The organism is Bartonella sp. WD16.2 (assembly GCF_002022505.1).
GTDB lineage: Bacteria > Pseudomonadota > Alphaproteobacteria > Rhizobiales > Rhizobiaceae > Bartonella.
Genome location: NZ_CP019781.1, coordinates 791,010 through 816,838, shown reverse-complemented (window position 1 = coordinate 816,838; position 25,829 = coordinate 791,010). Strand labels below are relative to the sequence as shown.

At 35.2% G+C, this 25,829-nt stretch carries 15 protein-coding genes and 2 pseudogenes; 5 read left to right on the top strand and 12 right to left on the bottom strand.

Annotation, left to right across the window (positions count from 1 at the left end; translation table 11 throughout):
• Window positions 1-6: 6 nt before the first annotated feature.
• From sufC to BWD162_RS03395, 3 genes and pseudogenes are all read right to left on the bottom strand, one after another.
• Window positions 7-762 (bottom strand): Fe-S cluster assembly ATPase SufC, encoded by a 756-nt coding sequence (sufC, locus tag BWD162_RS03405; RefSeq protein WP_078705442.1) that lies wholly within the window; start codon window positions 760-762, stop codon window positions 7-9.
• Window positions 763-823: 61 nt separating this feature from the next.
• Window positions 824-2,334: pseudogene (gene sufB / locus BWD162_RS03400) on the bottom strand (Fe-S cluster assembly protein SufB).
• A 153-nt stretch (window positions 2,335-2,487) separates the two neighbouring features.
• On the bottom strand, window positions 2,488-3,633 hold the full coding sequence (locus BWD162_RS03395; protein WP_078705441.1) for a cysteine desulfurase family protein: 1,146 nt from the start codon (window positions 3,631-3,633) through the stop codon (window positions 2,488-2,490).
• 175 nt (window positions 3,634-3,808) lie between these two features.
• Here BWD162_RS03395 and BWD162_RS03390 point away from each other — a divergent pair, with 175 nt between their 5' ends.
• From BWD162_RS03390 to BWD162_RS03380, 3 genes are all read left to right on the top strand, one after another.
• Window positions 3,809-4,489: an alpha/beta hydrolase gene (locus BWD162_RS03390; RefSeq protein ID WP_078705440.1), complete on the top strand. Its 681-nt coding sequence runs from the start codon at window positions 3,809-3,811 to the stop codon at window positions 4,487-4,489.
• 291 nt (window positions 4,490-4,780) lie between these two features.
• Complete coding sequence (tyrS, locus tag BWD162_RS03385) at window positions 4,781-6,052, top strand: tyrosine--tRNA ligase (protein WP_078705439.1); 1,272 nt, start codon at window positions 4,781-4,783, stop codon at window positions 6,050-6,052.
• Between the two features lie 187 nt (window positions 6,053-6,239).
• Window positions 6,240-6,731 carry a peroxiredoxin gene (locus BWD162_RS03380; protein WP_078705438.1) on the top strand — a complete coding sequence of 164 codons (492 nt, stop codon included), beginning with the start codon at window positions 6,240-6,242 and terminating at the stop codon, window positions 6,729-6,731.
• A gap of 141 nt (window positions 6,732-6,872) precedes the next feature.
• Here the strand turns inward: BWD162_RS03380 and prfB are convergent.
• The 3 genes from prfB to BWD162_RS03365 all read right to left on the bottom strand — a co-directional run bounded on the left by prfB (window position 6,873) and on the right by BWD162_RS03365 (window position 12,014).
• A protein-coding gene (gene prfB / locus BWD162_RS03375) for a peptide chain release factor 2 (protein WP_153300988.1) occupies window positions 6,873-8,004 on the bottom strand; the annotation gives its coding sequence in 2 pieces (ribosomal slippage) (window positions 6,873-7,934 and window positions 7,936-8,004; 1,131 coding nt in all).
• A gap of 167 nt (window positions 8,005-8,171) precedes the next feature.
• Complete coding sequence (locus BWD162_RS03370; RefSeq protein WP_078705436.1) at window positions 8,172-10,637, bottom strand: penicillin-binding protein 1A; 2,466 nt, start codon at window positions 10,635-10,637, stop codon at window positions 8,172-8,174.
• A gap of 147 nt (window positions 10,638-10,784) precedes the next feature.
• Window positions 10,785-12,014: an N-acetylmuramoyl-L-alanine amidase family protein gene (locus tag BWD162_RS03365; protein WP_078705435.1), complete on the bottom strand. Its 1,230-nt coding sequence runs from the start codon at window positions 12,012-12,014 to the stop codon at window positions 10,785-10,787.
• Window positions 12,015-12,623: 609 nt separating this feature from the next.
• Here BWD162_RS03365 and BWD162_RS03360 point away from each other — a divergent pair.
• Window positions 12,624-15,218 carry an Rne/Rng family ribonuclease gene (locus tag BWD162_RS03360; protein ID WP_078705434.1) on the top strand — a complete coding sequence of 865 codons (2,595 nt, stop codon included), beginning with the start codon at window positions 12,624-12,626 and terminating at the stop codon, window positions 15,216-15,218.
• An 82-nt stretch (window positions 15,219-15,300) separates the two neighbouring features.
• Here BWD162_RS03360 and BWD162_RS03355 read toward each other — a convergent pair whose 3' ends face one another.
• A complete protein-coding gene (locus BWD162_RS03355; RefSeq protein WP_078705433.1) occupies window positions 15,301-15,921 on the bottom strand; it encodes an invasion associated locus B family protein in 621 nt (206 codons plus the stop codon).
• A 308-nt stretch (window positions 15,922-16,229) separates the two neighbouring features.
• Between BWD162_RS03355 and BWD162_RS03350 the strand changes: the two genes are divergently transcribed.
• Window positions 16,230-18,047, top strand: coding sequence for an extracellular solute-binding protein (locus BWD162_RS03350; RefSeq protein ID WP_078705432.1), 1,818 nt, complete (start codon window positions 16,230-16,232; stop codon window positions 18,045-18,047).
• Window positions 18,048-18,577: 530 nt separating this feature from the next.
• Here BWD162_RS03350 and mfd read toward each other — a convergent pair.
• The 5 genes and pseudogenes from mfd to proS form a co-directional block, all read right to left on the bottom strand.
• Window positions 18,578-22,077, bottom strand: a pseudogene (gene mfd / locus BWD162_RS03345) (transcription-repair coupling factor).
• A gap of 5 nt (window positions 22,078-22,082) precedes the next feature.
• Window positions 22,083-22,373: an FAD assembly factor SdhE gene (locus tag BWD162_RS03340; protein ID WP_078705431.1), complete on the bottom strand. Its 291-nt coding sequence runs from the start codon at window positions 22,371-22,373 to the stop codon at window positions 22,083-22,085.
• An 82-nt stretch (window positions 22,374-22,455) separates the two neighbouring features.
• Entirely contained in the window at window positions 22,456-23,136 is a 681-nt protein-coding gene (locus BWD162_RS03335; RefSeq protein WP_078705430.1) for an ABC transporter ATP-binding protein, read from the bottom strand.
• On the bottom strand, window positions 23,136-24,404 hold the full coding sequence (locus BWD162_RS03330) for a lipoprotein-releasing ABC transporter permease subunit (protein WP_078705429.1): 1,269 nt from the start codon (window positions 24,402-24,404) through the stop codon (window positions 23,136-23,138). The genes BWD162_RS03335 and BWD162_RS03330 overlap by 1 nt, the downstream gene beginning before the upstream one ends.
• Complete coding sequence (gene proS / locus BWD162_RS03325; protein ID WP_078705428.1) at window positions 24,397-25,743, bottom strand: proline--tRNA ligase; 1,347 nt, start codon at window positions 25,741-25,743, stop codon at window positions 24,397-24,399. Before proS ends, BWD162_RS03330 begins: the two co-directional genes overlap by 8 nt.
• Window positions 25,744-25,829 lie beyond the last annotated feature (86 nt).

The window sequence follows — 25,829 nt, the reverse complement described above, 5'->3', positions numbered from 1 at the left end:
ATGGCCTCAGGCTGTTTTACTGATAATGTCAGCATATCCATTTTGCTCTAGATAAAGTGCTAGTGTTTTATCTCCACTTTTAATAATGCGGCCTTGATAAAGGACATGTACTGTATCTGGAACAATATAATCAAGTAAACGCTGATAATGAGTAATGACCAAAAATGAGCGCTCTAAATTGCGAAGTTTATTAACGCCATTGGCAACAATTTTTAATGCATCAATGTCTAAACCAGAATCTGTTTCATCTAGAATACAAAGAGTAGGTTCAAGGAGAGCCATTTGAAGAATTTCAGCTCGCTTTTTTTCTCCACCAGAAAAGCCAACATTCAATGGGCGCTTAAGCATGGCCATATCTATTTCAAGCTTAGAAGCAATTTCTTTTATGCGTTTGATGAATTCAGGAATTTTAAGTTCTTCATCACCACGAGCTTTACGCTGAGAATTTATTGCAACTTTTAAAAATTCCATTGTTGCAACACCAGGTATTTCCATTGGATATTGAAATGCTAAAAAAATTCCATACACTGCACGTTCTGCTGGATCCATTTCTAAAATAGATTGTCCATTGTAAAGAATGTCGCCTTCTGTTACTTCATAATCATTATGACCAGCAAGCACATAAGATAAAGTAGATTTTCCGGCTCCATTTTGTCCCATAATGGCTGCAACTTCGCCGTTTTGAACAGTTAAGTTTAAACCGCGGATAATTTCTGTATTAGTTTCAACAATACGGGCATGCAAATTTTTTATTTCTAACATAATTTAATCCTGGTCTTGCTGTTTTATAATTTAACTCATCAATTTTACAAAATACATGAAATTAGCCTACACTACCTTCAAGGCTGATAGCGATGAGCTTCTGCGCTTCAACAGCAAACTCCATTGGAAGTTTTTGAATGACTTCTTTCACAAAACCATTAACAATTAATGCGATAGCTTCTTCTTCAGGAATTCCCCTCTGCATCACATAAAAAAGCTGATCATCAGAGATTTTTGATGTTGTTGCTTCATGTTCAAAGTGAGCCGTTGCATTTTTTGCTTCAATGTACGGAACTGTATGAGCACCACAATTGTTCCCAATTAATAAACTATCGCATTGAGTAAAATTACGTGCATTTTGTGCTTTTTTATGTGCAGTGACTTGCCCACGGTAAGTATTATTTGAAAAACCAGCAGAAATGCCTTTAGAAATAATACGACTTGATGTGTTTTTGCCCAAATGGATCATTTTAGTACCAGAATCGATTTGTTGATGACCATTTGCGACAGCAATAGAATAAAACTCTCCACGTGAATTGTCACCACGTAACAAACAAGACGGATATTTCCAAGTAATTGCAGAACCAGTCTCAACCTGTGTCCATGAAATTTTGGAATTATCTCCTCGACAATCTCCACGTTTAGTTACGAAATTATAGATCCCCCCTTCCCTTCCTTATCACCAGGGTACCAGTTTTGTACTGTAGAATATTTAATTTCTGCATTTTTGAGTGCAACAAGTTCAACAACAGCGGCATGAAGCTGATTTTCATCACGTTGAGGTGCTGTACATCCTTCAAGATAAGAAACATAAGAATCTTCATCTGCAATAATCAATGTTCGTTCAAATTGACCTGTATTGCGTTCGTTAATCCTAAAATAGGTTGAAAGTTCCATAGGACAACGAACCCCTTTAGGAATGTAAACAAATGAACCATCTGTGAAGACAGCAGAATTTAAAGCAGCATAATAATTATCACCAATTGGTACAACTGTTCCTAAATATTCTTTAATAAAGGAAGGATGTTCAATAATTGCTTCTGAGATAGAACAAAAAATAACACCGGCGCGTGCTAATTCTTTTTTAAATGTCGTCACAATAGAAACAGAATCAAAGACTGCATCAACGGCTACTTGTCCTGATCCATAAATATTATCATTAAGAGGAGAATGATCAGCTTGTTTTCTTACCCCTGCCAAGATTTCCTGTTCTTTAAGAGGAATGCCAAGCTTTTCATATGTTGCTAATAACTCGGGGTCAACTTCATCTAAAGATTTTGGTCCCGTATGGTTTTTAGGAGCAGCATAATAATAAAATTCTTGAAAATTAATTTTTGGATATTCAACACGTGCCCAATGAGGCTCTTCCATTGTAGTCCAACGATGAAAAGCTTGTAAACGCCATGTCAACATCCATTCAGGCTCATTTTTTTTTGCAGAAATGAATCGGATAATATCTTCATTTAAGCCTTTTGGTGCTTTATCCGTTTTAATATTGGTTTTAAAGCCATATTTATATTGATCAACGTCTATCTCACGTACCTGGCGTATCGTCTCTTGTACTGCCGGCATTAGTTTTCTCCATTCTTTCCGGTGTTAAGGACCGGTGATTAAAGATCTTATTTTTACAAGACCAAAGCGAGTACTTCAGTCTTTAAATTATATGCAAAAGAGGAAAATTTCAATCAAGCTTTAAAATTAGCTTTAATTTTTAAATGACAAATTTTATTTTTTACTATTACTTATTATCTGAGAAAAGACCAATAAAAAATCATCAATATCTTCAGAAGTTGTGTAGCGCCCTGTTGAAACACGGATTGCACCGTTTGGAATGTGGTACCCCATTGCTTCTAGAATTTTACTTTGTTTTACTTTTCCTGAAGAACAAGCAGAACCTGCCGATACAGCAAATCCTGCCAAATCAAAACTGATTTGCATTGTTTCAGCTTTTATATTTTGTACAGAAAAATAAGTGGTATTGGGCAAACGCTGAACGTTTTTACCAAAAATTTTAACGTCATTACTAATTTGTTGGAGACCATTTTCTAATTTATCGCGTAAATAAAGTAATTTTTCTATCTCTTCTTGCGTAAAGGGATCGCTCATTGCAGCGCCAAAAGAAGCAATAAGTGGTAACGCTTCTGTTCCACCACGCAATCCTTTTTCTTGTCCACCAGCAATAATAAGGGGTTGAGGCATGAGAAGGTTCCCGCATGAAACAAAAGCACCAATTCCTTTAGGTCCACCGATTTTATGGGCTGATAATATAAAGAAATCGCCTCCAAATTGATTGATTTCAATAGGATTTTTATCCACATATTGTACTAAATCAACAATAAGAATACCTCCAGCATCTCGGACAATATCAGCTATTTCTTTTATTTTTTGAACAACACCAGTTTCACCATTAGCTGCTTGAATAGCAACGAGGGGTAAGCCTTTTGTATTATCATGAGAAGCCAATAAGAGTTTTAGATTGTCCTGTTGGATTAAACCATTGTGATCAATTGCAACTATACTGATCAATTCTTTAGAAAAACGTCCCCCTTGTGCAATAGATGGATGTTCACTTGCACCAATATAAAGGTGGGAAAATTGAACTTTAGAATACCCCATGTTATAAAAAGGGGTCAATAATGTCATCGCTGCTTCACTTGCGCCAGATGTAAATACAACGTGATTTGAGTTTGCATTAAGTCTATTGGCAATTTGCTGACGTGCTTTTTGCAATAAAGCTTTAGCAGCGCGGCCTTCTGCGTGAACAGATGATGGATTACCAAATATTTCTAAAGATTCGAATAATGCTATTTTCGCTTTTTTTGTAAGCGGTGTTGTTGCATTATGATCAAAATATCGGCGTTTTACAGCCATTTTAAATCCCAACTATTAATCCTATCAATTGATTTAAAAAAAATAATGCAATTTTCTTGAAAAATGCATTTAAAACAGAATATCTAACGATTAATAAAGTAAATTCATATAAATAAATTTTGTGTGAAAGTTAATCAAGGTCAATGAGAGCCTCTTTATATTAAGGAGCAGTAGAATGCCAGAAATCATTTTTAACGGTCCTGCAGGCCGTCTTGAAGGGCGTTATCAGCCTTCACAACAAAAAAGTGCACCAATTGCAATTATTCTGCATCCTCATCCTCAGTTTGGTGGAACAATGAATAATAAAATCGTTTATGATTTATTTTATATGTTTCAACAGCGTGGATTTATTACTTTACGTTTCAATTTTCGTGGTATTGGGCGAAGTCAAGGTGAATTTGATTATGGAACGGGAGAGCTTTCAGATGCTGCTGCTGCACTTGATTGGGTGCAAACACAACATCCTGATTCTAAAAATTGTTGGGTAGCAGGATATTCGTTTGGTGCGTGGATTGGTATGCAACTTTTAATGCGTCGACCAGAAATTGAGAGCTTTATATCTGTTGCTCCTCAACCTAATATTTATGATTTTTCATTTCTTGCTCCTTGCCCTTCTTCTGGCCTTATAATTCATGGGGACATCGATAAGGTTGCTCCCCCAAAAGATGTTCAAGCTCTTGTAGATAAATTAAAGACGCAAAAAAGCATTACTATTACACAAGAAACACTAGAAGGTGCTAACCACTTTTTTAGTGGATGCCACAAAGAACTTATTGAACGATGTTCACAATATTTAGACAATCATCTTGCAGGCGAATTATCAGGTTGTCCACGTGAAATATTGGCACTTTCTTGAAAGTATTAAAAGAAAAAGATTATTCCAGTGGCTAAATAGCGTATCATAAGAAGTATTTAGAATTTGGAGTGACTTTTTATAAATACAAAACTATGTTTGTGCAATTAATGATATGAACAGCATTAATTGTGGAAGCAAAGTATATCAATGTCATTTTTTGAAGTTTCTTTCATGTATTTTGTATTGGCTTAATATTTTTTGTGTCTTTGTAAATTACGTACCATGTATTAAAGATCGTGATGCGTTTTCAGTTATAGAAACGGATAGTAGTATTTGTTAGGAAAGAAATCCATGTTTGCCTTTAAATCTGAGTTTTTACATATTATGAGCGAACGTGGTTTTATCCATCAAATTTCAGATGAAAAAGGCCTAGATGAGCTTTTTTCAAAAGAGATTGTAACTGCTTATATTGGATTTGATCCCACTGCTTTAAGTCTTCATGCTGGAAGTCTTCTTCAAATTATGATGCTCCATTGGCTACAAAAGACAGGTCATCGCCCTATTATTTTAATGGGGGGTGGAACAGGTGTAATCGGTGATCCCTCTTTTAAAGATGAAGCGCGGCGTCTTTTGACACAAGATGATATTGCTAAAAACATCGTTGGCATTGAAAAAGTTTTTGCTAATTATTTAATATTTGGTAATGGAGCAACTGATGCACGCATTGTCAATAATGCTGAATGGTTATGCGATTTAAAATATCTAGAATTTTTGCGCGATATAGGAAAACATTTTTCAGTCAATCGTATGTTATCATTTGATTCTGTTAAACTCAGACTTGAACGTGAGAATTTTTTGTCATTCCTTGAATTTAACTATATGATTTTGCAGGCTTATGATTTTGTTGAACTTAATAAGCGCTATGGATTACGTGTGCAAATGGGTGGTTCAGATCAATGGGGTAATATCATCAACGGCATTGAATTGGGACATCGCTTGGGAGCGCCGCAGTTATATGCATTAACCTCACCACTGCTTACAACTTCCTCTGGTGCAAAGATGGGCAAATCATTGAATGGTGCAATATGGCTTAATTCAGATATGCTTTCACCTTATCAATTTTGGCAATATTGGCGTAACACGGAAGATGCTGATGTTATACGGTTTTTAAAACTGTATACGACGTTACCAATGAATGAGATTGCCAGACTTTCCACGTTGCAAGGCACTGAAGTTAATGAAGCAAAGAAGATTCTTGCAACAGAAATTACAGCCATGTTACATGGGCAGGTTCTTGCTAATGCAGCTGCAGAAACTGCACGTAAAACTTTTGAAGAAAAAACACTTGCAGATAATCTCCCAACTATTGAAGTCAATGCTACAGAATTAAAAATAGGTACTGGATTGCTTTCTCTTTTAGTACAAGCAGGATTAGCTAAATCTAATAGTGAGGCACGACGACATGTTCAAGGTGGTGGTGTACGTGTGAATGATAAAATTGTTGAAGATGAAACGCGCCTTATTGTGGAAGATGATGTCAGTGCGATAGGAGTAATCAAGCTTTCCTTTGGTAAAAAAAAGCACGTCTTGGTTAAGCCGTATAAACTATCTCTGGATTCTTAATCTCTTTTTGTAATTTCTTATATTTTGTTAAATTATAAAAGTTTTAACTTCTTATAATGATCAGGTTCTCGTAATGCATTTTTATTATTTCAATTATAACATAATAATACTATTGTATATAATTAAAGCGTTACAGTGTTATGTAATCTAAAAATTTGATACTTGTATAAAAAAGAAAGAAAGTGCAATGACAAGACCAACGAAAGGTGATATCGCCCCTGATTTTGATTTGCCACGTGATGGCGGAGGGCAATTACGTCTTTCTGATCTTCGAGGAAAGCCAGTTGTTTTATATTTTTATCCAAAAGATGATACGAGCGGATGCACAAGTGAAGCAATTGATTTTACACGATTAAAAATAGAGTTTGATAAAATAGGAGTTATCATTATTGGTATATCTCCAGATAATGTTAGCAAACATGATAAATTTAAAGCAAAACATGAGCTTGATATCATCCTTATTTCAGATGAGGAAAAAGTTACACTTGAAGCTTATGGTGTCTGGGTTGAAAAGAGTATGTATGGGCGTAAATATATGGGGGTCGAACGGAGCACTTTTCTCATTGATGCAACAGGAAAAATAGCAAAGGAGTGGCGCAAAGTTAATGTATCTGGACATGCCGAAAGTGTTTTAATTGCTGCGCGTGCATTGTGTAATAATGATTGCGAATTCAGCTAAAATTCTTGATAAGAGCCTCGATATTATTATTCTGAATTTAATTCAATTTTACCGATTAATGGTTTTAATATTTAGATTAAAAATTAATATAGATTGACTAATGATACCAGTGAAGATTCAAATATGATGGATTGGTATTAATCACTTAGTCTTTTCTTCAATTATAGGGTCTTTTTTGTAAACATGTTGGGCAAGCGCTGCTTCTATAAACACATCCAAATTACCATTAAGGACACTTTGTGGATCAGTATTTTCAACACCTGTGCGTAAATCTTTAACAAGCTGATAGGGTTGAAGAACATAAGATCTAATTTGATGCCCCCATCCAATTTCTGTTTTAGAAGCTTCAATAGCATTGTTTTCTGCTTCGCGCTTTTTAAGTTCTTCTTCATAAAGGCGTGCGCGTAGCATAGACCAAGCTGTTGCTCTATTTTTATGCTGAGAACGCTCTATTTGGCATTGAACAACAATGCCCGTTTTTATATGGGTAATACGGACTGCAGAATCTGTTGTATTGACATGTTGTCCTCCAGCTCCTGATGCACGGTATGTATCAATACGGATATCTGACTCTGAAATATTAATTTCAATATTATCATCAACAACGGAGTAAACCCAAACACTTGCAAAAGAAGTATGACGTCTTGCGTTTGAATCAAAAGGTGAAATGCGTACCAAGCGATGAACACCTGATTCTGTTTTTAGCATACCATAAGCATTATGCCCTTTTACGAGAATCGTAGCTGATTTTATACCAGCTTCTTCTCCATCGTGAATTTCTAATATTTCAACTTTCATTTTATGCTGTTCAGCCCAGCGAACATACATGCGTAAAAGCATAGAAGCCCAATCTTGGCTTTCTGTTCCCCCTGCCCCAGCATGAATCTCTAAATAAGTATCATTTGAATCGGCTTCTCCTGAAAGAAGCAAATCAATTTGTCGTTTATCTATCTCACTTTTAAGTTTACGTATTGTATTTTCTGCGTCGGTGATAATTTCTTCATCATTTTCTTCTTCACCCATTGCAATTAATTCAATAGATTCTTCAAGTATTTGCGTAAATAATCGAATGCTATTTATTGAATCTTCAAGACATTGACGCTCACGCATTATATCTTGTGCTTGTTGTGTATCATTCCAAAGTGACGGATCTTTAGCTTTTTGATTGAGATATTCAAGGCGTTTTAATGAGTGCTCCCAGTCAAAGATGCCTCCTTAGCAATTTAATAGCTTGCTGTATTTCATCAACTAATGTTTCTATTTCTACTCGCACAATTTAGTCCCTTAATTTTGATTTTTTCATTATAAATTCTTTTTTATATCAATTATAGTAATAAGAGTGAATGTTATGCTCTTATAAACTTGTTTGATTATAGCTACAGCATAGAAATAATTGAGCATTATTCACATTATCTGCCATATCAAAAAATTACTTTTCAATTAATATAATCCACCAGAACCTTTTTTAAGGGCTTTATTAACTTGTGGAGAAGTAGTTACCGTGGGAATACCTTCTTGGAAAGAATTAGTTTCACCAATAACCTGATACACATCAGCAGGACCAGTTCCTGGTTTGAATGCTTCTAAAATAACATCATTATCATCATCTTTAGCGAGCATACCGGTTTTACGGTTAATTTTTATTAAAATCATACCCTTTGGTATCTTAAATGGTACATTTGGCTTGTCTTTCAAAGCGGCTTGCATAAACTCTCCAAAAATAGGCGCTCCCAATGAACTTCCTGTTCCAGTGCGTCCTAATGAAGCCGGTTGATCATAGCCAATAAAAACACCAACCACAAGATCAGGCGTAAATCCTATAAACCAAGCATCTTTCGATTCATTAGTCGTACCTGTTTTACCAGCAATATGCCGGTTAAGATAACGCAAACGTGCAGCGGTTCCACGCTGAATAACTCCTTCCATCATTGATGTAATCTGATAAGCTGTCATAGGATCAAGAACTTGCTCTCGTTCATCAATTAATGTTGGTTCGCTTTGATTATTCCATGACTGAACATTACAATTTTCACAAAGACGATCATCATGATGGTAAACAGTTCTTCCATAACGATCTTGAATTCGATCTATAAAAGAAGGTTTAATTGAATGCCCTCCATTTGCAATAACTGAATAAGCTGTTACCATCCTTAAAACTGTTGTTTCATCAGCTCCTAAAGCCATGGAAAGATAAGGCTGTAATTTGTTTGTAACTCCAAAACGTTCTGCGTATTCGGCAACCAACGGCATTCCCATATGATGAGCAAGCCGTACGGTCATAAGGTTACGAGAATGTTCAATGCCATAACGCAATGTTGAAGGTCCTGCAAAAGTGCCACCATAGTTTTTTGGTTGCCAAACTTGACCATTACCTTGAAGAATTTCAACAGGACCATCCAAGACTACGGATGCTGGCGTATATCCATTATCCAGTGCTGCTGCGTAAACAAAAGGCTTAAATGCAGAACCAGACTGGCGATAAGCTTGTGTTGCACGGTTAAATTCAGATTCAGCAAAGGAAAAACCACCAACCATTGCAAGAACGCGTCCTGTATGAGGTTCCATAGCGACAATCGCTCCCTCAATCTTTGGTATTTGTTGCAAACGATAGACATTGTCTGTATTTGATAATTTTTCAACAAAAATGACATCTCCAACATGTAGGACATCTGATAAATTTTGAGCAGTTGTTCGACGGTTATTTTCACCAATAACATTCAATGCCCATTTTGATTGCTCTATAGATAATGTAGCAATTACTCGTTCTTTTGATAATAAACCTGAATTTTCACGCTGTGGCTGCAAACCTATCTCTACTTTATCAGTGCTAGAAGACAGAACAACTGCCAAATTCCATTCAGGAACATCGCTTAGTCCAGTGATATCTGCAAGTGCTATACCCCAATCATCTGTAATCTCGATATGTCTATAAGCTCCACGCCATCCTCGCGAATGGTCAAATTTAATTAAACCATCTTGCAAAGCACGCCGCGCAATAAGTTGTAAATACGGATCAAGTGTTGTACGAACTGAAAGGCCACCTTCATAAAGTGCTGTGGCTCCGTAGTGATGCATTAAGTGACGACGTACTTCTTCAGTAAAATACTCAGCAGCAAAAACATAACTATCGCTCCCACGTATTTTTACTCCCAAAGGCTTTTCTTTAGCTTGTTTACCTTGATCTGGTGTTACATATCTATTAGCCACCATCCGATCTATAACCCAATTACGTCGTTCAATAGCGCGTTGTGTATTTTTAAATGGATCATAATTTCCTGGTGCCTTAGGAAGAGCTGCCAGGTAAGCGCATTCTTCTAAAGTAAGTTCATGAATGGATTTATTAAAATAAATCAGTGAAGCTGCTGCGACACCATAAGTACCACGCCCCAGATAAATTTCATTAAGATAAAGTTCAAGAATATGATCTTTAGAGTAAGTTTTCTCAATACGTATGGCAAGAATAGCTTCTTTTAACTTACGTTCAAGCGTTGCTTCTGAATTTAAAAGAAAGTTTTTAGCCACTTGTTGTGTAATGGTTGATGCTCCTTCTGGACGTCGCCCAGAACCGATATTAATAATATTGTTAATTAAAGCTCTAGAAAGACCTTCAGGATCTAAACCAAAATGATTATAAAAATTTTTATCTTCAGCTGAAATAAAAGCTTCTTTAAGAAGATTTGGAATTGATTCGATTGGTAAATAAAGGCGATGTTTTGTCGCAAATTCTGCCATAAGACGGCCATCGGCTGCATGAACGCGCGTCATCACAGGTGGTTCATACAATGAGAGGACCTCATAATCAGGAAGCTCATCAGCTTGACTACTCGTTACTGCTGCGCATAGCATAATTTCATAAAATCCAAGAATTATGAAGAAATTAAGCAGATATCTTAAAAACATCATCATTGAAACGAATATCGCTTTCTTAAAAATTGATCAAAAAAACATATTTAATTTTATTATTAATAGGTGTTATTAAATTAAGACAAATGCAAGATTAATTTCTATTATTTTGTTACCAAAATTTAATATCAATGCTTTACTTTTTAATATTTAAGGAGACTGCATAATTTCTTTCCGATACTGGGAAAATTGACGAATAGAATGGGCAAGAGAAACAACTATTTGATTCCTCCATTGAGAATTATTAAATAATTTCTCGTCTTCTTTATTAGATAAATATCCTATTTCTATCAACACAGAAGGTACATCTGGAGCTTTTAAAACTTGAAAATCAGCGTATCTATGAGGATTTTTGATCAGATTAATATTATTATTTGACAAATTTAAAATAACACGATCAGCAAAATTAAGTGAAAGTATATGAGTTTCACGTCTAGCGAGATCAATCAAAATATCTGTAACTTCATGCGATTCTTCTGTGAGCAATCCACCAAGGAGATCTGCGTTATTTTCAACTTCAGCTAGAGTTTTTGCAATCGCATCAGATGCCTTATCAGATAAGGTATAAACTGTAGCACCGCGAAGAGAAGGAATATTAATACTATCTGCGTGAATAGATATGAAAAGATCGGCATTAAAATTTTGTGCTTTTTTAACTCTTTCGCTTAATCTTAGAAATACATCAGAATCGCGTGTTAAAGTCACATTGATATCAGAGTCTTTTTTTAATTCATTTTGCAATGCACGTGCAAAAGCTAACGTTATATTTTTTTCTAAAATTCCAGTAATACCTTGTGCACCACTGTCAATTCCACCATGACCAGGATCAAGCACAACATGAAAATAATGCTTTGGATTGGACTGCTTTTTTATGTTTTGGTTGGTTTTTTGTTGTTTTGTCAAAACTTCATTAGATTTTTTCTGTACATTTTGGGTGATATCAATCAGTACCTGCCATAAACCATTTTCTAATTTTTGCACTGTACTATTTTCAATAATAAAAGAGGTTTTGCTTGTCAAAGTAATATATGAGGTTTGTGTATCGGAAAAATTATAATGTATATCGGATAACATGCTTGATAGTATATTTTGTTTATTTAGAGATGTATTTTGTGTTGAAAAATCAACTGGAGGTAAATTGATAACCAAACGTGAGGAACTATCGGAAATTTGTAAATAGAAATTTGGTTCAGCATTAAAAACTGCAATAATACGTGTAGATGTGTTATCACCAATTGTTCGCAGATTAATAAGTTTTAACGCATCCGCACCTTGAATATATGTTTGAAATATCAAAAAAAAGGATAAAAAGCATATAAAATACCAAGTAATATTCCAATAGACTGCTTTCAACATTCTGACGGGGAATCGTTTAATCATTTAAGCAAAACACTTTTTCTGTATTAATAAATTGTTTTTATTGTATAAAATTGCACTGTAAATATAGGTTATATTATTTCAATAAATGTTGAATCCTTTAACCACAAATATTTAAAAAAGATCAAAATAAGGGAAATAAATGCATTATAATGGTGTGTATTTATAGTTGTTACTTGCCAAAAACATGATATCAACATAAAAGAATATTTACGCTTTTTATAGGCGATAGCCATCTGTTATTGATTTAAATTATCAATAATTTTGTTAAGTTATCTTTGAAGGTTTATCGCATATTATGCGTTTAGGCTTTTTATAGGTGATAAGTTTTCATACCTTAAAAAGCAGGATTATGTTATTTTAAATTCGCTGGTTCGGATATCCGAACTATTTTCAAAATTGTTTTGCCGGAGACTTATAAAAATATGAGTCATACAAAACAGATGGAACTGATGATTGTAAATATCGCAAACGCTGTAATGTGTTTGCGAACGAAAATCCATTGTGTTATGTCGGCACCCCCCTTTTATGGCAGACAGCCTTTTATATTTGCAAGTAGTGATCCCGCTTGTTTAGATAAAGTTGTGCGTGTCGCCTTTAGGATTTTAACTTATGTCAAACAAAATGCTTATAGATGCCTCCCATCCGGAGGAAACGCGTGTTGTTGTTGTCCACGGCAACAAAATTGAAGAACTTGATTTTGAGTCAGAACATAAAAAACAGCTTAAGGGGAATATTTATCTCGCACGTATCACACGTGTTGAGCCATCACTTCAAGCAGCCTTTGTAGAATATGGTGGTAATCGCCATGGTTTTTTAACATTTTCAGAAATTCACCCTGATTATTATCAAATTCCTATTGCTGATCGTCTTGCTCTTCTTGAAGAAGAAGAGAAAGCTGCTATTGATGAAAATCAAGCAGATGATCTCGTTGAGGAAATAAAACAGAATAAAAAAGATTCAAGAAAAACAAAAAAAAGTAAGAACCATAACGTTCTTTCTGTAGATAGTGAAAACAATGTCATATCTGAATCAATGGCAAATGATGATGGAGAAGAAATACTTGATGGAAATGTTTTTGATGATGATATTGAAATGGTGGGTGCGGAAGATGCTCTTGAAGAACTCCCTACTTATCAGCGTAAACCGGTGCGCCAATATAAGATTCAAGAAGTTATTAAACGGCGTCAAATTTTATTAGTACAAGTGATCAAAGAAGAGCGTGGCAATAAAGGTGCAGCACTCACAACTTATTTATCATTGGCAGGTCGCTATTCAGTTTTAATGCCGAACACGGCACGGGGTGGTGGTATTTCCCGGAAAATTACCAATATACAAGATCGCAAACGTCTCAAAGACATTGTAAAAGAATTAGCAGTTCCAAAAGGTATGGGTGTTATTCTACGAACTGCTGGAGCTAATAGAACAAAAGTCGAAATTAAACGTGATTATGAATATCTCATGCGGTTATGGGAAACTGTTCGTACTTTAACACTCAAATCAACCGCGCCATGTCTAGTTTATGAGGAAGGTAATTTGATAAAGCGTTCCATTCGCGATCTTTATAATAAAGACATTAATGAAATTCTTGTGTCTGGTGATAAAGGATATCGTGAAGCTAAAGATTTTATGCGCATGTTGATGCCAAGTCATGCAAAAGTTGTTCAGCCTTATCGTGATCCTATACCCATTTTTACGCGTAACAATATCGAAGCTCAACTAGATAAAATGTTGCAACCACAGGTTGCTTTAAAATCTGGTGGTTATCTTGTTATTAATCAGACGGAAGCACTTGTCGCTATTGATGTAAACTCTGGTCGTTCTACCAAAGAACATTCTGTTGAAAAAACAGCGCTACAAACCAATCTTGAAGCTGCAGAAGAAATAGCTCGTCAATTACGTTTACGTGATTTAGCAGGCTTAATTGTGATTGATTTCATTGATATGCTTGAAAATCGTAACATTAAGCTTGTTGAAAAAAAGCTGAAAGATTGTTTAAAAAATGATCGTGCCCGTATTCAAGTTGGTCGTATCTCACATTTTGGCCTTATGGAAATGAGCCGTCAACGCATTCGTGTATCAGTTCTAGAAAGTACAATGCAGCCTTGTCCTCATTGTGCTGGAACTGGAAATGTACGTTCAGAATCATCAATTGCCTTGCATGTTATGCGCTCAATTGAAAAATATCTTCTTAGTCATTCGCAATATAATATCATTGTGCGGACATCTGCAGTGATAGCACTTTATGTACTCAACCATAAACGCAGTATTCTTGTTGATTTAGAAACGCGCTTTAAGCTTAATATTAGTATTGAAGCAGATGATAGCGTTGGAGCACAGCATTTAGTTATTTCCAGAGGAACAATAGCAGAAAAAGACCATTTATCTCTACTAGCTATTGAAGATGATAATAAAGAGGAAGCTGAAGATACAATCTTGATGGAAAGCAAATTAACTTATGATGAGTCTCCTGTTGAAAATAATCAACGGTATCGGCGTAAAGATCATAAAAGTGAATTACATGACAGCTTTTCTACACTCTCTCATAAAGATGATATTCAAAATAATGAGGATAGCCGCCGTCGTGGACGTCGTCGTGGGTACCGTAAGGGTCGACGTAGTCAAAATAACGGTTTTTATCAATCTCGTGTTCCTTATGCTGAACCAGTCGGAGAATTTTCCAAACAGGCTTTAGAAGAAATTAAAGCAGCGCATCGCCGATATTCTATTCCAACTGCTGAACCTGTAGGATTTGATGAACAAAACAGTGATGCAAAACATCATGTCAATGTACAACAAAATACTGTTTTTAAAGCTAAAAAGAATCATAATGCACATCCTCGAAAGGCATTTCAAGGCCCAAAAATGCCCGAAAATGATAAAAGTGTGACAACATCAACACCTGTTGAAGAAAAAAACACTACCGACTCTATTCATAAATCTAAAACAAAAAAAGAGAATAAACCAACTCGTGAGATAATTGAAGAAATCTCGACAGGTACAAAAAAATCAATACGTCAAACAAGAAAAAAAGTTATTACGAAAAAAACAGCTCAAATAACTGAAGCATCAGAAAAAGAAACTATAACAAAACAAGCTGTTGAACAAATTTCTACCGAACCTGTTATTTCATCATCAGTACCTGAGGGAGAGAGTAAAACTGAACGCATTGGATGGTGGAAGCGCAGAGCTTTCTCAAAGAACTAAACAATTAAAAAACGCTATAGAATATTCTATAGCGTTTTTAGATATAAACAAAATATAAAAAAAGCCTTTAAAATCTTTTATATTATTTGTTATTATTTTTCTGAGCCTTTTCTTGTTCAACCCGCATACGATCTTCAATTTCTTTTTGCTTTGATTGGATAGTTTGCTGTAACTTCATTTGTTTTTGCTGAAAAGTCTTTTCATCTATACCAGGGCCTGTGTAGGCAGCTTTAAATCCGTTAAGAGAAAATTCGATAGGATTAGCACCACCCCGAATATTGGTTGTAGTTACAACCATTTTCGAACCAGTTTTCATGGCAGCAACTAACTTGTCACTTAAAACATCATTAGCGATACAACTTGTTCCATTACAAACAACGTAAGGAATTTTCATAGAAAAGTCATTTCCAATTTGGATATGAACACCCTCTGGTAGAAGACGATTCGTAGGTACTTGAATACCTATACGTTTTTCTTCCTTTTTTCCTTTTACTTCAACTAAATTAACAGCAGTCAAAGGCTGACCAGTATCTGATATAACATTGTTCATTGTGTTACAAATGTTAATATCATTCTGCTTACTGCAAACTTTGTACCAACCTTGAGATAAATTCTCTGCACCTGCTGGAGTATAAGCCATGAGAAAAAAAGTAGCGGTTCCAGCCAATACTGAAATAGCAGTATAGGTATTTTTATGCGACATAATTAAGTTAATCCTTTCAATGTGCTTGTATGATTGATCCCAATAGAAGGATATTAAGTTGATTTTTAGTCAACAGTATTAAAATTAATCAAAAAAATAATGTTTCTTTGTGCTTTTTATTATATATAAAGAGAAAAGTAAAATCTAGAGAGAGAAAACAATTAAATAATTGATTGAATTTTTATATAATTTATATGGCTCATTTTCTTTTCAATTGTTTTATTTTTTGATAAAATTTATTTCATAAAGTGCTTTCATAATGAACAAAGTTAAATTTGTATAAACAAATTATTATCACGTTATTATTAATGTTATTTAACAGTTTAGATCGTTTAAAATTTTTTCTTTCTCTTATGATTTTTCTTCTGTGCCATGACGTAATAGCAAATGGCATTGCAATGCGTGGAGCACCGAAACTACCAAATAAATTTGAATATTTTCCTTATGCTTCTTCCAATGCAAATAGTAAAGGCAAAATCACATATGGCGTTGTTGGAACATTTGATGGTTTAAATCCATTTGTTATTCGTAGTTTTAGAACAACTGCAAGAGGACTTTTTGCTGATGAGCAATTTTCTGGTCTTGTTTACGAAACAATGATGGTGCGTTCTCGTGATGAATCTTTTACACTTTATCCTCTTCTGGCAGAAAAAGTTGAATTAAATGACGAACGCACAGAGATTACTTTTTTTCTCAATCCAAAAGCGCATTTTTCAGATGGGAAACTCATAACAGTTGAAGATGTCTTATTCACGGTTAACCTTCTTAAAGACAAGGGAAGACCTCCATTTGATCGATACATGAAGCGTATAGAATCTATTGAAGTAATTAATAATTATTGTATAAGAATGCACTTTCCACAATCACAGGATCGTGAGTTTCCGCTTATTTTAGCAGGTGTAATGCCAATATTACCTAAACATGCTATTAATGTTGATGATTTTGAAAAAAATGGTTTAGTTAAAATTCCAGGAAGTGGTCCTTATGTTATTGAACATGCTGATCCTGGTGAACGAATTATCTATAAACGTGATCCCAATTATTGGGGGAGAGATCTTCCTGTTAATAAAGGGTTGCATAACTTTGACATTATTCAAATCGAATATTTTAGAAATGATACAGCGCACTTTGAAGCTTTTAAAAAAGGTATTGTTGATATCTTTATTGAAGGATCTTCTAATCCAAATCGTTGGCGGCTTGCTTATAATTTTCCGGCTGTTCGCGAGGGACGCGTTATCAAAGAATCTTTTTCAAAAGGGACACCTGCTGATACTATTGGTTTTGTTTTTAATACCCGTCGCACTATTTTTAAAGATAAAAAGGTACGACAAGCATTATCAATGCTTTTCGATTTTGAATGGGTCAATCGCCATCTTTTTAGTAATATTTATACCAGAACAGAAGGTTATTGGGCAGGATCTATACTTTCATCTGTAGGAAAATCAGCAAGCGAAGAAGAAAAAAGGCTCTTAGCTCCTTATTTTAATGCAGTTCTTCCCGAAGTAATGGATGGAAGCTGGCGTCTTCTTAAAACAGATGGTTCAGGTATGGATCGGCTTATCATGCAAACAGCTTGGAAACTTTTGCAAGAATCGGGTTTTACCAGAAAAAACAACAAAGTTATTGCTCCGAATGGTTTACCCTTTCAATTTGAGATCATGACTCAAACACTTGATGAAGAAAAAATTGCCCTTGCATTTCAAAGTACGCTATCACGTTTTGGTATTAATATTGAAATAAGAACTGTCGATGATACCCAATATCAAAATCGCTTAAGTATATTTGATTATGATATGATTATTGCAAAATTAAAAAATTCTCTATCACCAGGCAATGAACAAATAAACCGCTGGGGTTCTGCTTCTAGAAATTTGAAAGGAAGTTTTAATTTTGCAGGAACAGCTGATCCTGCTATAGACGCGATGATAACTGCAATGCTCAATGCACGTTCAGATACTAATTTCATTGCAGCAGTGCGTGCTTTAGATAGAGTTCTTATTTCTGGTAGTTATTATATACCATTGTACCACTTGCCTGAACAGCGAATAGCACGTTGGTCATATATTAAACACCCTATTTATACATCCTTATATGGATATTATCTTCCAACTTGGTGGCGTGAATAAAAGAAAAACAAACAAAAACAAACTTATGATTGTTTTTACTAATTTCATTTGTTCATGATTCCATTTAGGTTGCAATAATCAACACACAATCTTATCAGGTAGATAATGAGGCAGTTATAGGAAAAAATCTGTATAAATCCTAACGCATATTAATCGCTTTAAAAGGGAAACATCAGGTTTAGTTGCTAGTTTATAAAGCAGTACTCTCATACAATTGGTATTCGTTGTATTGTCTAGGAACACCCACATAAATCGTGAGAGAGTATATTTAACCACACTATTCCATGTTATTTTGAGGAAAATGAAATATTCTAGATATACAGCAATTTTAAAAACTATAAAAATACAATCTTATAAACTTATAGATAATGTTATTACGCAGACACATACTATAAGATATTGGAAAGGATTTTATGCCTTTGTCGTAGATCAACAATGCTTATATAAAAGAGTAACAGGCAGACTTTTATAGAATTTATGCAGAAAATTAATCATGGTTATGGTTTTAAAACTAGTAAATGCAAAAACTGCTAAGCAGGATATTGTTCTGTCATTGTTGCAAGTTGTGTCATAATTGTTTCTGCACCTAAAAGTCTTTCATCAGCTGTGGGCCAATCACGAATAAAAATAATACTTTGATCTGGTCGGATTTTTGCCAGAGAGCCTTGTTCTCCAATCCATTTAATAAGGCCAGCACTGTTTTCAAAATAATTATTACGAAACTGCACAACAATACCCTTTGGGCCAGCATCCAATTTTTCTACATGCGCTTTTTTACATAATGCTTTAATATAAACAATCTTAAGAAGATGTTGAACTTCAGTTGGAAGAAAACCGAAACGATCCACCAATTCAGCTCCTAATTGGTTGATTTGTTGCAAATCATCAAGTTCTACTAAACGGCGATAAAGACTCATACGTAGTGATAAATCAGGCACAAAACTTTCTGGTATTATCGCTGTTATACCAAGTGAAATTTGGGGTGACCATTGGCCCTCTTCATTATGTTTGCCATCCTTTAATTCGGCAACTGCTTCTTCAAGCATTTTTTGATAGAGCTCAAACCCAACTTCTTTAACATGCCCTGATTGCTCTTCGCCTAAAAAATTACCTGAACCACGAATGTCCATGTCATAACTAGCTAATTGAAAACCTGCACCCAATGTGTCGAGAGATTGCAAGACTTTAAAACGGCGATCAGCAGTAGGCGTTAAAACTTTACCAGCAGGAAAAGTAAAAAGTGCATAAGCGCGTTGTTTTGAACGCCCTACCCTACCACGCAACTGATAAAGTGAAGAAAGACCGAACATGTCAGCACGGTGCACAATTAATGTATTTGCTGTTGGAATATCAAGACCTGATTCAATGATGGTTGTTGAAAGTAGTACGTCATATTGCCTATCATAAAATGCATTCATAATATCATCAAATTGTGTAACTGGCATTTGACCATGAGCTACCGCAAATTTAAGTTCGGGTACGTGTGTTTTGAGATATTCTTCTACATAAGGAAGATCAGAAATACGAGGACAAACATAAAAACTCTGTCCGCCCCGATAATATTCACGAAGCAATACCTCGCGTATAACAACTGCATCAAAAGGTGAAATAAAAGTTCGAACCGGTGTTCTACCAATGGGTGGAGTTGCTATTAATGAAAGTTCACGCAGTCCTGATAAAGCAAGCCCTAAAGTTCGTGGTATGGGAGTAGCTGAAAGTGTGAGAACATGAATATCACTTTTAATTTCTTTTAAGCGTTCTTTGTGCTTAACACCAAAATGTTGCTCTTCATCAATGATAAGAAGCCCTAACCGTGAAAAATTAATTGATTCATTAAGTAATGCATGTGTCCCAATGGCAATATCAATTGTACCATTTGAAATATCTTTTTTGACTTGCGCTAATTCTTTGGCTTTTACAAGCCTTGAAACATGACCAATTTTAACAGGTAACCCTTGAAAACGTGAGATAAAAGTCTTGTAATGTTGCCGTGAAAGCAAAGTTGTAGGCACAACAACAGCAACTTGATAACCATTTAATGCAACAACAAAAGCACTTCTAATAGCAATTTCTGTTTTTCCAAAACCAACATCACCACATATTAAACGGTCCATCGGTTTTCCTGCCGCTAAATCACCTAGAACTGCATCAATTGCGTCTATTTGATCTTCTGTTTCTTCATAAGGAAAGCGCGCAACAAATTCATCAAACAATCCAATCGGTGGAATTAACGCAGGTGCAGAGCGTGTGGCGCGTTCTGCTGCTATGCGGATTAATTGGCCGGCAATTTTCAACAAATGTTTCTTAAGTCGAGCTTTACGTGTTTGCCAAGCAACACCACCTAACTTATCTAATGTTACATCTGTATCTTCTGATCCGTAACGTGATAGAAGTTCAATATTTTCAACAGGTAAAAATAATCGATCACCTTCAGCGTAATTGATTTCTAGACAATCACGTAAAATTCCAGCTGTCATGATGGTTTTGAGACCGATAAACTGCCCAATACCATGATCAATATGTACAACAATATCACCAGAATTTAATGTAGCAATTTCAGAGATAAAATGCGCATTATGCTTATGCCGCTTTGATGATCTTATTAATCGATCACCAAGAATATCCTGTTCTGCTATGATAACAAAATCGTCAATTTCAAAACCATGCTCAATTGCTATGATAGCTGCCGATATCTGATCATATGATGTTGCCTTTACAGCTTGTAATGACGTTGCAATTTTTATTTTTTTTAATCCGTATTCATCAAAAATTTGCAACAAGCGATTCATAGATCCTTCACTCCAGCAGGCTAAGAGCACCTTCTTACCAGCTGCTTGTAGTGAAAGCATATAATCAACTACATTCGCAAAGACATTTTTTTCCTGCGCGTTACGCTCTTTTACAAAATCATATCCCGGTATAACATTCGTATGAATGACTGTCTGTCCAAAAGTTTGTGGAACATTGAAGGGTATAAAATCAATACGTTGTCTCGATTGTTGTGCACGTGTTAAAACTTGCTCTGGTGTCAGATAAAGTAGATTAGGCTCTATTGGATGATAAGAAGCATTACTCTCTTGATCGTTTTCTTGCTCTTTACGAACATTATAAAAATCTTCAATAAGACGATAGCGTTCAGTTAGCACTTCTTCTATAAGGTACTCAAAAATAATAGGTACGTTACCACAATAATCAAAGAAATTATCAAGATTCTCATAAAAAAACGGTAACCAATGTTCCATACCAGAAAAACGCCGCCCTTGAGAAATAGCTTCATAAAGCATATCATTTCTTTGTGATACACTAAATGTATGAATATAATTATTTTTAAATCGACTAATCCGCTCAGGCGTGAGAATAACCTCACTCATTGGTTGTAAAAAAAATCAGTTTTATTGCCTGTTGTGCGTTGCGTAACTGGATCGAATATACGAATAGTTTCTAGAGTATCACCAAAAAAATCAAGGCGCAAAGGTTCACTATCACTAGGAGAAAAAATATCAATAATTCCTCCTCTAATAGCAAATTCACCAACATCATGCACAATCGCAACACGTTCAAATCCACTACGTTCTAAATAATGGATTAAATTATCCATATTAACACATTGACCAATACTCATATGGATAATTTGATCATCAATTATGGTGCGAGGTGGTAATTTTTGAATAATCGCATTTGCTGTTGTCAATATAATTGCAGAACGTGAATTTTTACGCAAATGTAATATATGCGCCAAGGCTGAAAGACGCCGTGCAGTAACGGCTATTCCAGGCGACACGCGATCATAAGGTAAACAATCCCATGCAGGAAACTGAAAAACAGGTAAATTAGGTTCAATAAAATTTAAAACTTGTTGTAAATGAGAAATCTTTGTTCCATCACGAACAATATAAACAAGTGGTTTATCTTGAGCAATTTCTGAACTCAATTGAGCAAGCGCAAAAGGTTCAAATCCATCAATAATGCCATCCAGAACTATTAAATCCCGTACATCTTTAGGAAGAATAATTTTTTGAAATATGGACATTTTGATTAATTAAAATTTGTGCAAATACGGTAATTTGCAATATCACGAAAAAGCGGACTATCTATCTCAGATGGTGTAGGAATTTCCCCTGTAATCCACATAAGTAAATCGCGATCTTCAAAAGACATAATATATTCAAGTTCAGAGACTGTTTCATCGCTCATTCCAATAATATGCGAATCAACATATTGTCCTAAAATTAAATCCATTTCACGGATGCCTCTATGCCACGCCCGAAAAATCAATCGCCGACGTCGCGTATTTAATTGATTTTTATCAATTACAAAATTTGTCATAAAAACTCTTCAATAGGTAAATATAGACATACGCTATAGTATTAACTTTCTATAATAAATGAATAAATGGTGTACTGTATTTTTAAGGAAGTTCAATAATTTTTCTCTCTTTCAGTGTAATTCGGCGATGCATCAGTTTGGCCAAGCTATAATTATGTGTTGCAATAAGAGCAGCAAGGCCAGATTGACGAACAAGTGCTGACAAAGCCTGAAATACATAAACTGAAGTTACAGGATCAAGATTCCCTGTAGGCTCATCGGCTAACAGTATAGAAGGAGCATTTGCTATCGCACGTGCAATAGCGATACGCTGTTGTTCGCCACCTGATAATTCTGATGGACGATGTCTGGCACGATGAGAAACCCGAAGATATGTTAATAATTTAAGTGCCCGATTTTCTGCAGTCGATCTTTTCAATCCTGCTATCATTTGGGGTATCATTACATTTTCTAAAGCTGTGAACTCTGGTAACAAATGATGAAATTGATAAACAAAACCAATATTGTTTCGTCTCATAGCCGTTCGCTCGCTATCAGAGCATTTTGCACAAGAAATACCATGCAACAAAACATCACCAGCTGTTGGTTTTTCGAGTAACCCAGCAATATGAAGAAGTGTTGATTTTCCAGCACCAGATGGTGCAACAAGTGCTACGAGTTCTCCACGGTTAAGAATAAAATTAGCTTTGTCTAAAATAATTAAAGGTTTGTCGTTATCAAAAAAACGTCGCTCAATCTCGACAAGTTCTAAAACAACAGACATTACTCATACCTCAAGGCTTGTACGGGGTCTAGTTTAGAAGCTTGCCACGCCGGAATAAGTGTTGCAAAAAACGATAAAAGTAAAGCCATCACAACTACTATAGCAGTTTGTTCCCATTCAACCCGTGCTGGCAATTTTGTTAAAAAATAAAGTTGAGGATTAAAAACATCAACATTAAAAAACCAAGATACAAAATCCTGAATATAATTGATGTTTGTAGCTGCTATGATACCTAAAACTACCCCTAATATTGTCCCAATACATCCAATCATCATCCCGGTAGAGATAAATATACGCATGATTGCATTCTGGTGTGCTCCCATAGTGCGCAAAATTGCAATATCATGGTTTTTATCTTTCACAAGCATAATTAGCCCAGAAATAATATTTAAAGCAGCAACGAGGATAATAAGAGAAAGAATAAAAAACATGACGTTACGCTCAATCTGCAAAGCTGAAAAGAAAGCCTGATTGCGCATGCGCCAATCAATTAAATAAACTTGTTGATCCATTTCTTTTTCTATTACCCGCTTTATTTGATCAACAGTATCGGGATCATTAAGAAATAACTCTAGTGATTGAATTTTCTGTCCTAAATTGAAAAATGCTTGCGCTTCAGAAAGAGGCATAAAAACAAATATTGTGTCATATTCAGACATACCCACTTCAAAAATAGCAATTATTTTATAAGCTTTAATACGTGGCATAACGCCAAAAGGTGTTACATCACCATCTGGTGTAATAATACGCAGATCACTTCCAATTGTCAGCCCTAATTTTTCTGCCAGACCACTTCCGATTGCAATGCCTTCCTCTTCTTCAAATTGAGCGAGTGTACCTGATTTAATATTTTGAGTTACTATTTTAAGCTTCTCCAAGTCTTCCTGACGCATACCGCGAATTAAAGCACCAGTTCCCCCACCAATATTCCCCTGAACAAGTGCTTGTCCTTCAACAACAGGCAAAGCAGAGTTTACGCCGTCTATGGATTCTAAATAAGAAATAAAGGTATTATAATCAGAGAAACCAGAATCAGTTGTCTGAATGATAAGATGTCCGTTCATGCCGAGAATGCGATTAAGAAGCTCTGTGCGAAAACCATTCATTACTGCCATAACGACAACTAAGGCAAAAACCCCTAACATAATTCCAATTAAAGAAATGATTGAAACAACAGATGTAAACATATGTTTTTTATTAGGAATCATGTAACGAAATGAAACCATCCATTCATAAGATGAAAACCATTTTCTTCTCAAATTATTCATAACATTGCCCATCTAAGTTTGTAGAAAACCGGTTAAGTACAGATTCAATTGTTAAAGATTCTTTAGCACCTGTTTTTCTATCTTTAATTTCAACCTCATTTTGTGTAGCATTTTTGGGGCCAACGATTATTTGTGTTGGTAAACCAATCAAATCCATTATTGCAAATTTTATACCAGGGCGTTCATTTCTGTCATCTAACAATGGATCAAAGCCAGCACGTATAAGTCCCTGATAAAGAGTTTCACAGATATGGTTACATTTTTTATCGTCTGATTTCATGTTGATGATACCAAAATCAAATGGTGTTATTGGCTTTGGCCAAATAATACCATTTTCATCATGAGAAGCTTCAATTGCTGCTGCAACAAGACGTGAGGGTCCAATCCCATAAGATCCCATAAAAACCGGATATTCTTTTCCGTCTTTTCCCATCACTTTTGCTCCCATTGGTACAGAATATTTAGTGCCAAAATAAAAAATATGCCCTACTTCAATGCCACGTGCTGAAAGCTGATTGGATTTAGAGATTTTACTCCACTCTTCTTCATTATGCATTTCCTCCGTTGCTGCATAAAAAGTTGTCCACTGTTTAACGATATTAGCTAAGATAATTTTATCAGTAAAATCGATCGAAAAAAGTGGAGCAGTAATGCCAAGAAATTGTTTATCGCAGAATATAGCACTTTCACCTGTTTCAGCTAGAATGATAAATTCATGACTATGTTCGCCACCAATCGGGCCTGTATCAGCGCGCATCGGAATTACTTTCAATCCCATACGAGAAAAAGTACGTAAATATGCAACAAACATACGATTATAGGATATTTTTGCACTTTCATAATCAAGATCGAAAGAATATGCGTCTTTCATTAAAAACTCTCGTGAACGCATCACACCAAAACGCGGACGGATCTCATCACGAAATTTCCATTGAATTTGATAAAGATTGAGAGGAAGATCCTTATAAGAACGAACATATGAACGAAAAATATCTGTTACTATTTCTTCATTAGTTGGGCCATAAAGCAAATCACGTTCTTGGCGATCCTTAATACGTAACATTTCAAAACCGTAATCATCGTAACGACCACTTTCATGCCAAAGATCAACAGATTGAATCGTAGGCATTAATATTTCTAAAGCACCAGCTCGTTCTTGTTCTTCACGAATAATTGTACAAACTTTATCAAGTACCTTTTTACCTAATGGCAACCAAGAATAAATCCCTGCTGTTTGTTGACGAATCATACCTGCACGCAACATAAGTCGATGTGAAACAATTTCTGCTTCTTTAGGATTCTCTTTTAAGATAGGTATGAAATACTGAGAAAGACGCATTGAAATTATTAACTCCTAATTAAGCTCATCAAATCGGAGCAGTTCAAATAATATTATGCATTTAATCATAACTGTATTCTGAAAGC

Coding starts and splice junctions, on each gene's coding strand:
- proS (WP_078705428.1), bottom strand. CDS start 25,743: ATGCGTCTTTCTCAGTATTTCATACCTATCTTAAAAGAGAATCCTAAA.
- BWD162_RS03355 (WP_078705433.1), bottom strand. CDS start 15,921: ATGTCGCATAAAAATACCTATACTGCTATTTCAGTATTGGCTGGAACC.
- BWD162_RS03335 (WP_078705430.1), bottom strand. CDS start 23,136: ATGTCTGTTGTTTTAGAACTTGTCGAGATTGAGCGACGTTTTTTTGAT.
- BWD162_RS03395 (WP_078705441.1), bottom strand. CDS start 3,633: ATGGCTGTAAAACGCCGATATTTTGATCATAATGCAACAACACCGCTT.
- sufC (WP_078705442.1), bottom strand. CDS start 762: ATGTTAGAAATAAAAAATTTGCATGCCCGTATTGTTGAAACTAATACA.
- BWD162_RS03350 (WP_078705432.1), top strand. CDS start 16,230: ATGTTATTTAACAGTTTAGATCGTTTAAAATTTTTTCTTTCTCTTATG.
- BWD162_RS03370 (WP_078705436.1), bottom strand. CDS start 10,637: ATGATGATGTTTTTAAGATATCTGCTTAATTTCTTCATAATTCTTGGA.
- BWD162_RS03340 (WP_078705431.1), bottom strand. CDS start 22,373: ATGACAAATTTTGTAATTGATAAAAATCAATTAAATACGCGACGTCGG.
- BWD162_RS03365 (WP_078705435.1), bottom strand. CDS start 12,014: ATGATTAAACGATTCCCCGTCAGAATGTTGAAAGCAGTCTATTGGAAT.
- BWD162_RS03390 (WP_078705440.1), top strand. CDS start 3,809: ATGCCAGAAATCATTTTTAACGGTCCTGCAGGCCGTCTTGAAGGGCGT.
- BWD162_RS03380 (WP_078705438.1), top strand. CDS start 6,240: ATGACAAGACCAACGAAAGGTGATATCGCCCCTGATTTTGATTTGCCA.
- tyrS (WP_078705439.1), top strand. CDS start 4,781: ATGTTTGCCTTTAAATCTGAGTTTTTACATATTATGAGCGAACGTGGT.
- BWD162_RS03330 (WP_078705429.1), bottom strand. CDS start 24,404: ATGAATAATTTGAGAAGAAAATGGTTTTCATCTTATGAATGGATGGTT.
- BWD162_RS03360 (WP_078705434.1), top strand. CDS start 12,624: ATGTCAAACAAAATGCTTATAGATGCCTCCCATCCGGAGGAAACGCGT.